Annotated in this window: 9 protein-coding genes; 2 read left to right on the top strand and 7 right to left on the bottom strand. The window is 67.8% G+C overall.

The window, feature by feature from the left end; all coding sequences use genetic code 11:
• Nucleotides 1-145: 145 nt before the first annotated feature.
• Nucleotides 146-1,339, bottom strand: a complete 1,194-nt coding sequence (gene fdhA / locus EKG36_RS09910) for a formaldehyde dehydrogenase, glutathione-independent (protein ID WP_126483593.1) — start codon at nt 1,337-1,339, stop codon at nt 146-148.
• 497 nt (nt 1,340-1,836) lie between these two features.
• On the opposite strand from fdhA, the gene EKG36_RS09905 reads away from it, so the two are divergent.
• Together EKG36_RS09905 and EKG36_RS09900 are read left to right on the top strand one after the other, a co-directional pair.
• On the top strand, nt 1,837-3,411 hold the full coding sequence (locus EKG36_RS09905) for a BCCT family transporter (protein WP_126483591.1): 1,575 nt from the start codon (nt 1,837-1,839) through the stop codon (nt 3,409-3,411).
• A gap of 247 nt (nt 3,412-3,658) precedes the next feature.
• Complete coding sequence (locus EKG36_RS09900) at nt 3,659-4,192, top strand: invasion associated locus B family protein (RefSeq protein ID WP_126483589.1); 534 nt, start codon at nt 3,659-3,661, stop codon at nt 4,190-4,192.
• Nucleotides 4,193-4,268: 76 nt separating this feature from the next.
• On the opposite strand, the gene etfB is transcribed toward EKG36_RS09900, so the two are convergent.
• The 6 genes from etfB to EKG36_RS09870 all read right to left on the bottom strand — a co-directional run bounded on the left by etfB (nt 4,269) and on the right by EKG36_RS09870 (nt 12,230).
• Complete coding sequence (etfB, locus tag EKG36_RS09895) at nt 4,269-5,072, bottom strand: electron transfer flavoprotein subunit beta (protein ID WP_126483587.1); 804 nt, start codon at nt 5,070-5,072, stop codon at nt 4,269-4,271.
• Complete coding sequence (etfA, locus tag EKG36_RS09890) at nt 5,062-6,336, bottom strand: electron transfer flavoprotein subunit alpha (protein WP_126483585.1); 1,275 nt, start codon at nt 6,334-6,336, stop codon at nt 5,062-5,064. Before etfA ends, etfB begins: the two co-directional genes overlap by 11 nt.
• Entirely contained in the window at nt 6,336-8,327 is a 1,992-nt protein-coding gene (locus tag EKG36_RS09885; RefSeq protein ID WP_126483583.1) for a (Fe-S)-binding protein, read from the bottom strand. The genes etfA and EKG36_RS09885 overlap by 1 nt, the downstream gene beginning before the upstream one ends.
• Before the next feature lie 99 nt (nt 8,328-8,426).
• Nucleotides 8,427-10,499, bottom strand: a complete 2,073-nt coding sequence (dgcA, locus tag EKG36_RS09880; protein WP_126483581.1) for a dimethylglycine demethylation protein DgcA — start codon at nt 10,497-10,499, stop codon at nt 8,427-8,429.
• A 12-nt stretch (nt 10,500-10,511) separates the two neighbouring features.
• Nucleotides 10,512-11,057 (bottom strand): 4-vinyl reductase, encoded by a 546-nt coding sequence (locus tag EKG36_RS09875; RefSeq protein WP_126483579.1) that lies wholly within the window; start codon nt 11,055-11,057, stop codon nt 10,512-10,514.
• 195 nt (nt 11,058-11,252) lie between these two features.
• Nucleotides 11,253-12,230: a dipeptidase gene (locus tag EKG36_RS09870; protein ID WP_126483577.1), complete on the bottom strand. Its 978-nt coding sequence runs from the start codon at nt 12,228-12,230 to the stop codon at nt 11,253-11,255.
• Nucleotides 12,231-12,437: the final 207 nt, after the last annotated feature.

Raw genomic sequence — 12,437 nt, 5'->3', positions numbered from 1 at the left:
AGCACACAAGCCGACGGCGCCCCATGGGGCGCCGTCGGAGGAGCGGGCAGTGCCGTCCGGCCGCCGCGCTGCCGTGGGAGTCGATCACCCCGAAGGCTCGCCGCGCCGGCTACCTGGCGCGCCCCCTCGGCCGAATTCAAGCCTCTCAGGCTGCCACGCTGCCGTGGGGGTCGATGACGAATTTCTTCGCTGCCCCGCCATCGAAGTCGGCATAGCCCTTCGGCGCCTCGTCCAGAGTGATCATCTGGACGTTGACCGCGTCGGCGATGTTCACCTTGCCAAACAGGATCGCCTGCATCAGCGGCCGGTGGTACTTCATCACCGGGCACTGGCCGGTATGGAAGCTGTGCGACTTGGCCCAGCCGAGGCCAAAGCGCATGCTCAGGCTGCCCTGCTTGGCCGCCTCGTCGGCCGCGCCCGGGTCCTCGGTCACGTACAGCCCCGGAATGCCGATCTGGCCGCCGGCACGGGTCAGCGACATGGCGGAGTTCAGCACCGTCGCCGGCGCCTCCTTGCCGTGGTTGCAGCCGCAGGCATGAGCCTCGAAGCCGACGCAGTCGACGAAGGCATCGACCTCGCGCTCGCCGAGAATCACCTCGATCTTGTCGGCCATGTCGCCGTCCTGGGTCAGGTCGATGGTCTCGCAGCCGAAGCTGCGGGCCTGGGCCAGGCGCTCCTCGATCATGTCGCCGACGATCACGCAGGCCGCCCCCAGCAGCTGGGCGGACACGGCCGCGGCCAGGCCGACCGGGCCGGCCCCGGCGATGTAGACGGTGGAGCCCGGGCCGACACCGGCGGTGACGCAGCCGTGGAAGCCGGTGGGGAAGATGTCGGACAGCAGTGTGAGGTCCTTGATCTTCTCCATGGCCTGGTCGGCGTCCGGGAACTTCAGCAGGTTGAAGTCGGCATAGGGGACCATGACGTACTCGGTCTGGCCGCCGACCCAGCCGCCCATGTCGACGTAGCCATAGGCGGCGCCGGGACGCGCCGGATTGACGTTGAGGCAGATGCCGGTCTGGCCGGACTTGCAGTTGCGGCAGCGGCCGCAGGCGATGTTGAACGGCACCGAGACCAGGTCGCCCGGGGTGAGGAACTCGACGTCGCGTCCGCACTCCACCACCACGCCGGTGATCTCGTGGCCCAGCACGAGGCCGGAGGGCGCGGTGGTGCGGCCACGCACCATGTGCTGGTCGCTGCCGCAGATATTGGTGGTGACGACCTTGAGGATCACGCCGTGTTCGCACTTGCGGTTGCCCAGGGCGAGCTCCGGATAGGCGATGGACTCGACGGCGACCTCTCCCGGGCCCTTGTAGACGACTCCGCGGTTGGCTGCACTCATGGCTGGCTTCCTTCGACGTTGTTGTAGGGGGCGGCGCGCACGCCGCCCCACGACCATAGCCTCTTCGCCTCTGCAAAATGTTCCGAGCGAGTCACCGGCATGCCTGATCGAGACATCGTCGCCGTCGTGACGGTAACGCCCATCCGGAGGTCGTTCTCGCGACACCCCCCGGGTTCCGCTCGCGCCGAGAATGTTCGGCGTTTGTCCGGGTAGTTTCCGGATGAATAACCGACCGAGACATGACGGGTAGATAGCCGATGATAGGTTACCAATGGTAAGCCTATCGCTTAGAAACATTAGCTTTACCCCTTCAAGCCATCCGAAATAGCCTTCTTCGATTGACGGCATTCCAATCACCCCGATTCCAATGACGAAAATCGATGATGGTGGCCATATTTCGATGCTTAATTAACAAGAAGCTCACGCCTATCCGGTAAAAAACGACAACAAAGCGTCTCAAACATGATCCACGCGACAACAACAAAAGAGGACCTCGCATGACGCATGACGACGACCCCATCCTGACCCCCGGCCAGGACAACAAGCAGATCCTGGGGCTGGATTTCCACAACCCCGTCTTTCCCTTCTCCGCCCTGGCCATCCTGGCCTTCATCCTCTACGCCCTGGTCTACCCCGACGCCGCCAACACTCAGCTGACAGCAGCACGCGGCTTTGCCATCGAGCACTTCGACTGGCTGTTCATGATCGCCGGCAACGTCTTCGTGATCCTGTGCCTGGCACTGATCGTGATGCCCCTCGGGCGCATCCGTCTGGGCGGCCCAAGAGCCCGGCCCGAGCATTCCACGCTGTCCTGGTTCAGCATGCTGTTCGCCGCCGGCATGGGCATCGGCCTGATGTTCTGGAGCGTGGCCGAACCGGTCGCTTACTACACCGACTGGTACGGCACGCCGCTGAATGCCGCCGCCGGCACTCCCGAGGGGGCCAGCGCCGCCATCGGCGCGACCATGTTCCACTGGGGCCTGCATCCCTGGGCCATCTATGCCGTGGTCGGCCTGTCGCTGGCCTTCTTCGCCTACAACCGCGGTCTGCCATTGACCCTTCGCTCAGCCTTTACGCCGCTGCTCGGCGAGCGGGTACGCGGCTGGTTCGGCCACGTGATCGATATCGTCGCGGTGCTTTCCACCATCTTCGGCCTGGCCACCTCGCTGGGCTTCGGCGCCTCCCAGGCGGCCGGCGGGCTCAACTACCTGTTCGACGTGCCCAACACCCTGGGCACCCAGATCGCCATCATCGTCGGCGTCACTGGCGTAGCGCTGTTCTCGGTGTGGCGCGGCATCGACGGCGGCGTCAAGCTGTTTTCCAACATCAACATGGTGATCGCCCTGCTGCTGCTGGTATTCGTGGTGATCACCGGCTCCACCATGATGTTCGTCAACGGCCTGTGGGACACCAGCATCGCCTACCTGAGCCGCATCGTACCGCTGTCCAGCTGGGTCGGCCGCGAGGACAGCACCTGGTTCCACGGCTGGACGGTGTTCTACTGGGCCTGGTGGATTTCCTGGTCGCCCTTCGTCGGCATGTTCATCGCCCGAGTGTCCCGTGGGCGCACCGTTCGCGAGTTCCTGATGGCGGTGCTGCTGGTGCCCACCCTGGTCACCATCGTGTGGATGTCCGCCTTCGGCGGCAACGCCCTCGCCCAGTCCGCGGGTGGCGTCGGCGCCCTGGCCGACGGCATCGGCGAGGTCTCGCTGGCGATGTTCCAGATGCTCGAGCACCTGCCGCTGTCCACCCTGACCTCCACCATGGCCATCGTCCTGGTACTGGTGTTCTTCATCACCTCCTCCGACTCCGGCTCCCTGGTGATCGACAACATCACCGCCGGGGGCAAGGTCGACGCCCCGCGCAGCCAGCGGGTCTTCTGGGCGACCCTGGAAGGGGTGATCGCTGGCATCCTGCTCTACGGCGGCGGTGACAAGGCCCTCGGCGCCCTCCAGGCGGGAGCCGTGGCCACCGGCCTGCCCTTCACCTTCATCCTGCTGGTCATGTGCGTGGGTCTGGTGAAGAGCCTGCGGGAGGAACATCGCAGCCTGGGGCTCGCCCCGGCTGCGTGATACGGTCCCCCGCACGTCTCGACGACCCCGGCCCCTGCCGGGGTCGTCGTTTGCCCCCCTCCCCCGCCACGCCACCGCGGGAGGCCGGCGAAATCCGCTCGGGACTCGACCTCGAGGGGGTCGAGGGGGCATGGTAGGAGTTCCCGTCCGGGCCATCGCCCGGCAGGCGGCCCCATGCCGGGCGCCGGCCGCGGCTGCATGACCCGATCGAACGTTCATGGCCACCCACGCCAAGGAGATACCACCGATGCCGAACCCTGTTGCCCGCCGCCTGTGCCTGACCGGCCTGCTGTCGCTGCTGGCCCTGGCGCCCAACGCCTTCGCCCAGCAGGCCTCATCGGAGCAGGCCCGTACCGATGTCACCACCGAGCAATTCAATGACTGGGAGGTGGTCTGCCCGAGCGACAGCAGCCAGGGCAACTGCACCATGAACCAGGTGGTCACCAACGCCGACAGTGACCAGCCCATGATGCGGGTGGTGGTCGCCTACCCGCCGCAGCTCGAGGGGCGCCCGGCGATGACCTTCCTGCTGCCGCTGGGCGTGCGCCTCGCGCCCGGCCTGCAGCTGAGCGCAGGCAGTGCCCAGCCGGCCCAGTTCCCCTACCAGGTCTGCCTGCGCCAGGGCTGTCGCGCCGACCTCCCGGTGGAGCCGTCACTGCTCGAGGCGCTGCGCTCCGGTAGCAGCGCGACCCTGAGCCTGGTCGGCCCCCGCGGCAACCGCATGGACCTGGACATCTCCCTGATGGGCTTCACCGATGCCAGCCAGCGGATCGCCCCCTGAGCCTATCCTGTCCCCCAGTAGAAAGGCCCCGGTCGATGACCGGGGCCTTTGCGTTACGGCAGCGAAGGGCGTGCACCTAGCGCAGCACGCCCTCTTCCTTGAGCAGCTTGAAGATGGCCTCGGCCCCCTCCTCCGGGGTGACATCGCTGAGCACCTGGCCCCCACCACCCTCGGCCTTGGCCGCAGCGGCCTTGAACCGGTCGCGGGCCGAGGCGGCCTTGACGATCTTCAGACGCTTGGGCCGCTTGCGCGCCGGCTGGGCCGGCCACTGGGCCAGATCGACGTCGTCCATCACCGGTGCCGCCTGGACGTCCAGGCGGCCTCGACGGGCCGGGCCATAGGCGCTCTGGCGCGGCGCCGGGGCCGCTGCGTCGACGGTGACGATGGCCGGCAGGCGAACCCTGAGCCGGCGCCGCTGGCCCCGGGGCAGGGCCTGCAACAGCGTGGCGACGCCGTGCTCGACGTCTTCCACGGCGGCCAGGCCACTGACCAGCGGCCAGCCCAGTCGCTCGGCAAGCAGGTACGGCAGCAGGCCCGATCCTTCGCCCTGCTCGGCCCGCTCGCCGGCGACCACCAGCTGCGGCCCCGCCGCCTCGAGGGCCTCGGCCAGGGCGGGCAGCACGTCGGCCCCGGCGGGCTGCTCGAGCAGCGAGAGGGCATCGAAGCCCATGCCCAGGTAGCCACGCAGGGCCGCTTCACTGCCCTCGTCGAGGCGGCCGGCGTGCAGCAGCTCGACCTCGGCGCCCCTCAGGGTGCGCGCCAGCTCCACCCCGCGGGCATCCTGGTCGGCGCGCCGGCCGCGCCCGGTCAGCGGATGACGCCCCACGGAGACCAGCACGGTCACCGCGAGAGATCCCTCGTGATGCGTATCAGGCTGCATTGCGCTTCTCCTCCCTTGACTGCTCCACCAGGGCGACCAGGGCCTCGAGCACCCTGGCCGAGTCACCGATCACCGCCAGGTCGGCGCGCTTGATCATGTCACAACCGGGATCCATGTTGATGGCCACCACCTTGTCGCAGGTCTGGATGCCCTGGAGGTGCTGGATCGCCCCGCTGATCCCCACCGCCACGTAGACCCGGGCGGTGACCCAGGTGCCGGTGGCCCCGACCTGCCGGTCGCGGGCCATGAAGCCGTCGTCCACGGCCACCCGGGACGCTCCCTCCGTCGCCCCCAGCACCTCGGCGGCATGGTGGAAGGCGTCCCAGTCACGCACGCCGTTGCCGGCGGAGAGGATGAACTCGGCCTCGGACAGCGCCACCCCGGCGGGGTCGACCGCCACCTGGCCGAGGTCCTCGATGCGCGCCAGCTGCGAGGGCAGGGCCACGGACAGCGCCAGGGGCTCGGCGGCGTGGCGCGTCTCGCTGACCGGTTCGGCACACTCGGCCAGGGCCAGTACCAGGCGAGGCAGGGGCCGCTGGAAATCCAGGGTTCCCGCCGCCCCGCGGGCGGTGCAGCGCCAGCCCAGGGGTGCCTCGCCGTCGGCGTCGAGCTGCCAGACAGCGGTGGCCGGGCGCTCGCCGAGCCGTGCCGCCAGGCGCCGCCCCAGGTCGGCCCCGCCCAGCTTGGAATCCGGCAGCAGCCAGTGCCGTGGGGTCCAGGCCTGCTCGGCCGCCACCAGCGCGCCGAGGCAGGCCTCGGGGGCGAAGCCGTCGATCTCGGCGAGGTGCAACAGGCGGTCGACACCGGCCCCCGCGAAGTCGTCCTCCTTGTGCTCACCGAAGACCACGGCCAGCACTGCGCCACGGGCCGTCGGGTCGGCATCGGCCAGCTGCCGGGCCAGCCCCAGCAGGTCGCGGTCGTGGCCGGTCAGGCGTCCGCCGGCCATATCCGGCACCACGGCCACCAGGAAGGCCGGCACCTCGATATCGACCCGCGGCTTGCTGGCGGCGGTCGAGGCACGGGCACCGCTGGCGCCCTGACCCTGCTGGCCGCCACTGCGGTCGATGCGCTTCACGCCATTGGGCCCGATAAAGCCCGCACCATGGGGGTTCCTGCGGATCAGGCCATGCGGCCCCATCCACTCACGGGCCGCCCCTCCGCCGGCCTGACCGCCAAGATCCGCCAGCACTTCGAGATGCCGGGGGTGCAGGCGGTTGCGGGCGATCCACTCCTGGCGGGGATCACGACGTTGGATGTCGCACATTACGCTACCTCCTCGGCCAGCGGACGGACCGTCCGCATCTGCTCCTCGCCGCGGCCGGCCGGGCCGGAAGGCGCCTCGACCAGGGCATCGGCCACCAGCTCGGCGATATCGCGGACCTCGGCGGTACTGTCGACCACCCCCTCCAGCATGGCTGTGCACTGGGGACAGCCCACGGCCACCAGTTCGGCGCCGGTCTCGCGCACGTCGTTCATGCGCATGTCCGGGATCCGCTGCTTGCCGGGGATGTCGGTGATCGGCGCGCCGCCGCCACCGCCACAGCAGCGCGAGCGAAAGCCGGAGCGCTCCATCTCGGTGACCTGGATGCCCAGGGCACGCAGGACGTTGCGCGGCGCCTCGTACTCACCGTTGTAGCGGCCCAGGTAGCAGGGATCGTGGTAGGTCACGCTGCCACTCTTCCAGGGACGGAAGGTCAGGCGGCCCGCCTCGTAGAGTTCGGCGATGAAGGTGGTGTGATGATAGACCCGGTAGTGACCGCCCAGCTCGCCGTACTCGTTGCCCAGCACGTGGAAGCTGTGCGGGTCGCAGGTGACGATCTGCTGGAAGCGGTACTGGGCCAGGGTGGCGATGTTGCGCTTGGCCAGGCTCTGGAAGGTTGCCTCGTCACCCAGGCGACGTGCCACGTCGCCGCTGTCGCGCTCCTCGTTGCCGAGCACGGCGAAGTCGACGCCGGCGGCGCGCAGCACCTTGACCAGCGACCGCAGCGTGCGCTGGTTGCGCATGTCGTAGGCCCCGTCGCCCAGCCACAGCAGCACGTCGACCTGCTGCCGGTCCGCCATCAGCGGCAGCTCCAGGTCGGTGGCCCAGTGCATCCGCGCCCCCGGGTCGAAGCCGCCAGGGTTGTCGGTGGCGATCAGGTTGTCGAGGACTTCGGCGCCCTTGTTGGGCGTGTTGCCGTGCTCCAGGGTCAGGAAGCGGCGCATGTCGACGATCGCATCGACGTGCTCGATCATCATCGGGCACTCCTCGACGCAGGCCCGGCAGGTGGTGCACGACCACAGGGTCTCGGCGTCCACCAGGGCCTTGCCCTCCCGCGCCACGATGGGCCCATGGGTACTGCCCTGATGCTCGCCCACCGGCTTGCCGGGATAGGGGCTGCCGGCATAGGCGGCATCGCTGCCCCCGGCCATGCCCACCACCATGTCCTGGATCAACTTCTTGGGATTGAGTGGCTGACCGGCGGCGAAGGCCGGGCACATGGCCTCGCAGCGGCCGCACTGCACGCAGGCATCGAAGCCCAGCAGCTGGTTCCAGGTGAAATCGGCGGGGTTCTCGACGCCCAGCGGCGCCTCGGGATCGTCCAGGTCCAGGGCCTTGAGGCCGGTGGAACGGCCGCTCCCCCCCTTCTTAGTGGAAAAGCGCTCGGCGCGACGGTGGAAGGCCAGGTGCAGGGCGCCGGCGAAAGCATGCTTCATGGGCCCGCCCCAGGTCATGCCGAAGACCATCTCGGCGAGTCCCCAGGTCACCACCGCGGCCAGGGCCAGCGCCAGCAGCCAGCTGCCGAAGTCCTCGGGCAGCAGGCCGACGCTTGGCAGGGTCACGGCGAAGACGCCAAGCGAGAAGGCCATCAGGCTCTTCGGCAGGCGCATCCACGGCCCCCTGGAGAGCCGTGACGGCGGGTTGCGACGCCGCCGCGCCACGCAGCAGCTGCCGACGAACATGGTCGCGCTGGCCGCCAGCAGCAGCCAGCCGAGCACGCCCTCGGCCAGGCCCAGGCCATGTACCAGGATCATCAGTGCCGCCGCGGCGACGAAGCCGCCGGCGGTGGCCACGTGGGTGTTGGACATCACCTTGTCGCGGGCCACCACGTGGTGGAGGTCCACCAGATAGCGCCGCGGCATGGCGGCGAGTCCCTTGAGCAGGGGGACCCGGGCGGGACGCCCCTGGCGCCACAGGCGGACACGCCGCCCGGCGCCGATCACCGCCAGCGCCAGGGCGGCGGCGATCAGGATCGGCAGGAGGGTATCGAGCATCTCGGCTCACCTCGCAATCTTGGAATTGTTGGGCGACCCGGTCATGGCCGACCGGGTCGCTGGGCCGCTGACGGCGTCAGGCGCCGCGTCCGGGCTCGCCTAGAAGTCCTTGCAAAGGCGCAGGGCGTCGTAGATCGCCGCATGGGTGTTGCGCGGCGCGGTGCAGTCACCCAGCCGGAACAGCAGCGGTCCCTCGCCCTCCTCGCTCAGGCACGGCTGGGGCTGGATGGCATAGAGAGCCTCCAGGTCCACCTGCCCCTTGTTGCGGGACTGGGGTTTCAGGGCGTAGTAGAGGGCCTCGTCGGGACGCACGCCGTTCTCCACCACCACCTGGTCGACCACGCGCTCCTCCTGGGTGCCGGTGTACTCGTTCTCGAGCACCGCCACCAGTGAGTCACCCTCCCGGTAGACCTTGTGCAGCATCAGGTCGGAGGTCATGATCACCTCCTTCTCGTAGAGGCTGCGGTAGTAGGTCGGGAAGGTGGTGCCGCCCACGGCCGCGCCGGGCTTGATGTCGTCGGTGACGATCTCGACCTTGGCTCCCTTGTCGGCCAGGTAGTCCGCCGCGGACATGCCAGCGAACTCACAAAGGGCGTCATAGATCAGCACGTTCTTGCCCGGCGCGACCCGGCCATCGAGGATGTCCCAGGTGCTGACCACCAGGCTCTCCTCGGCGTTCTCCGAATAGCCCCATTCGGGATACTGCTCCAGGTACGGCTGGCCACCGGTGGCGAGCACGACGATGTCGGGGCGCAGGTCAAGGATGGTGGCCTCGTCGGCCCGGGTGCCCAGACGCAGATCCACATCGAGCCGTGCCAGCTCGAGCTGGTACCAGCGGGTAATGCCGGCGATCTGGTCACGCTGTGGCGCCCTGGCCGCCGTGGTGATCTGCCCGCCGAGCTGTTCGGCGGCCTCGAACAGCGTCACGTCGTGGCCCCGCTCGGCGGCCACCCGCGCCGCCTCCATGCCGCCGGGCCCGCCGCCGACCACCACCACCTTGCGTTTGGGGCCCTCACTGGCTTCGATGATATGCGGCAGGCCCAGGTACTCCCGGGAAGTGGCGGCGTTCTGGATGCACAGCACGTCCAGCCCCTGGTACTGGCGGTCGATGCAGTAGTTGGCGCCCACGCACTGCTTGATCTGGTCGACCTGGCCCATCTTGATCTTGGCGATCAGGTGGGGATCGGCGATGTGGGCCCGCGTCATGCCCACCAGGTCCACGTAGCCCCCCTCCAGGATGCGCTCGGCCTGGTTGGGGTCCTTGATGTTCTGGGCATGGATCACCGGCGCCTTGACCACCTCCTTGATGCCGGCCGCCAGGTGCAGGAAGGGCTCCGGCGGATAGGCCATGTTGGGAATGACGTTGGCCAAGGTGTCGTGGGTATCGCAGCCCGAGCCCACCACGCCGAAGAAGTCGACCTGCCCGGTGGCGTCGTAGTAGGCAGCGATCTGCTTCATGTCGTCGTGGGACAGGCCGTCCGGGTGAAACTCGTCGCCGCAGATGCGCATGCCCACCACAAAGTCATCGCCGACCTCGGCGCGCACCGCCTTCAGCACTTCCATGCCGAAGCGCATGCGGTTCTCGAAGCTGCCGCCCCACTGGTCCTCGCGCTTGTTGACCCGCGGGCTCCAGAACTGGTCGATCAGATGCTGGTGGACGGCGGACAGCTCGACGCCGTCCAGCCCGCCCTCCTTCGCCCGCCGTGCGGCCTGGGCAAAGTCGCCGATGATGCGCCAGATCTCCTCCTCCTCGATGGTCTTGCAGGTGGAGCGGTGGACCGGCTCGCGGATACCGGAGGGCGACAGCAGAGTCGGCCAGTCGAAGCCGTCCCAGCGCGAGCGGCGCCCCATGTGGGTGATCTGGATCATGATCTTGCCACCATGCTTGTGCACGGCGTCGGCAAGATTCTGGAAGTGCGGGATGATGCAGTCGGTGGACAGGTTGACCGAGCTCCACCAGGCCTGGGGACTGTCGATGGAGACCACCGAGGAGCCGCCGCAGATGCACAGCCCACAGCCGCCCTTGGCCTTCTCCTCGTAGTACTTGACGTAGCGGTCGGTGGTCATGCCGCCATCGGTGGCATGCACCTCGGCATGGGCGGTGCTGACCACGCGGTTGCGGATGGTCAGGTTGCCGATCTGGATCGGCTGGAAGATCGCGTCGAATGCCATGGTGATGTCTCCTCAGCCCTGCAGGGTGTCGAGCGGACGGGTGACGAACACCCCGACGTCGCAGCCTTCCTCGGCAGCGCTCTGTACCTGCTCGGCCACGGTGCGCAGTTCACTGCCACGGGCGGCAAGGATCTGATCCATGGCCCCGGCGAACCAGCCGGTGAACATGTACTCGACCTTGCGGCCCACCTTGCCCAACTGGTAGACGAAGGCGCTGTGCTCGAGCCGCACCCGGCAGGTGCCGGCCTCGAGGTCGATGGCCTCCGTGATGAAGCGCCCCCAGCCGCGCTGTGACAGACGCTTCATGTAATGCTCGAACACCGCCTCGCCGTCGAGCCCATGCAGCTCGGCTTCCTTCTCGCACCAGTGCCAGGCGCTCTTGTAGCCGGCGTGGTAGAGGATCTCGGCGTACTTCTCGGCGCCCAGGGCCTCCTCGACGGCCACGTGGTTGTTGATGAAGAAGTGGCGCGGCACGTAGAGCATGGGCAGCGCATCGGTGGACCATACGCCGGTCTCGGCGTCCACTTCGATGGGCAGTTCGGGGGCCATCTTGGTCACGATCGTATTCCTCGAATCTTGCTGATTGTTATGGGGCTTCGGGCAGTTGCCGTTGGCGGTACCGCTCGGGGCTTTGGGCTTTGGGCTTTGGGCTTTGGGCTTTGGGCTTTGGGCTTTGGGCTTTGGGCTTTGGGCTTTGGGCTTTGGGCTTTGGGCTTTGGCCAGCAGGATGGCTCGCCCCTCACACCTCGAGCCTTATGCCCCCCAGACATCGCGCAGCACGCGGACCCAGTTCTCGCCCATGATCTTGCGGACCTGGGATTCGCTGAAGCCACGGCGCGAGAGCGCCTCGGTGAGGTTGGGGAATTCGCCGATGGTGCGAATTCCCTCGGGGTTGATGATCTTGCCGAAGCGGGTCAGGCGACGGGCATAGCCCTTGTCGTGGGTCAGCCACTCGAAGAAGTTCTGGTCGTGGCCCTGGGTAAAGTCAGTGCCGATGCCGATGGCGTCCTCACCGACAATGTTCATCACGTATTCGATGGCCTCGACGTAGTCGTCGACGGTGGCGTCGACGCCGGCACGCAGGAAGGGGGTGAACATGGTCACGCCGACGAAGCCGCCATGGTCGGCGATAAACTTCAGTTCCGCATCGGACTTGTTGCGGGGATGGTCCTTGAGCCCCGAGGGCAGGCAGTGGGAGTAGCAGACGGGTTTGGTGGATGCCTCGATGACCTCGGTGGAGGTCTTCTCGCCGACGTGGGAGAGATCGCACATCATGCCCACGCGGTTCATCTCGGCGACGATCTCGTGGCCGAAGCCGCTGAGTCCGCCATCACGCTCGTAGCAACCGGTGCCCACCAGGTTCTGGGTGTTGTAGCACATCTGCACGATGCCCACGCCGAGCTGCTTGAAGATCTCGACGTAGCCGATCTGGTCCTCGAAGGCATGAGCATTCTGGAAACCGTAGATGATCCCGGTCTTGCCCTCCTCCTTGGCCCGGGTGATGTCGGCAGTGGTCCGCACCGGGCGCACCAGATCGCTGGACTCGGCCATCAGGGCATTGGTCTTGACGATGTTGTCGACGGTGCCCTGGAAGCCTTCCCAGACGGAGACGGTGCAGTTGGCGGCGGTGAGGCCGCCGCGACGCATATCCTCGAACAGCTCGCGGTTCCACTTGGCGATGATCAGGCCATCGATGACGATGGCGTCCTGGTGCAGCTCGGCTGGGGTCATGACGGGGCTCCGGAATGGTGCATGAACTTGCCGGCAGCATATCCCTCGCCCCCCCGGGCTCGGCGCCTGGAAGCGACCGGGAAAATTCCAAAAGCGTCATGGCCGTCGCGATCGCGACATGGCGGGAAAGGGCGAGGGGCCTGCCGGGCTTGACCGAGCGTCACGCGAATCACGGGATTCGAGTCAGGTTTATCGATCGATAGAGGC

Source organism: Halomonas nitroreducens (assembly GCF_003966155.1).
In the GTDB taxonomy this organism is placed as follows: domain Bacteria; phylum Pseudomonadota; class Gammaproteobacteria; order Pseudomonadales; family Halomonadaceae; genus Halomonas; species Halomonas nitroreducens.
The sequence above is the reverse complement of the archived record's forward strand: the minus strand, read 5'-3'. Positions and strand labels throughout refer to the sequence as shown.

What these genes read in the sequence shown, in the direction of transcription:
- EKG36_RS09905 (WP_126483591.1), top strand. Translation starts at nt 1,837, where the DNA reads ATGACGCATGACGACGACCCCATCCTGACCCCCGGCCAGGACAACAAG.
- fdhA (WP_126483593.1), bottom strand. Translation starts at nt 1,339, where the DNA reads ATGAGTGCAGCCAACCGCGGAGTCGTCTACAAGGGCCCGGGAGAGGTC.
- EKG36_RS09885 (WP_126483583.1), bottom strand. Translation starts at nt 8,327, where the DNA reads ATGCTCGATACCCTCCTGCCGATCCTGATCGCCGCCGCCCTGGCGCTG.
- etfA (WP_126483585.1), bottom strand. Translation starts at nt 6,336, where the DNA reads ATGTGCGACATCCAACGTCGTGATCCCCGCCAGGAGTGGATCGCCCGC.
- etfB (WP_126483587.1), bottom strand. Translation starts at nt 5,072, where the DNA reads ATGCAGCCTGATACGCATCACGAGGGATCTCTCGCGGTGACCGTGCTG.
- EKG36_RS09870 (WP_126483577.1), bottom strand. Translation starts at nt 12,230, where the DNA reads ATGACCCCAGCCGAGCTGCACCAGGACGCCATCGTCATCGATGGCCTG.
- dgcA (WP_126483581.1), bottom strand. Translation starts at nt 10,499, where the DNA reads ATGGCATTCGACGCGATCTTCCAGCCGATCCAGATCGGCAACCTGACC.
- EKG36_RS09900 (WP_126483589.1), top strand. Translation starts at nt 3,659, where the DNA reads ATGCCGAACCCTGTTGCCCGCCGCCTGTGCCTGACCGGCCTGCTGTCG.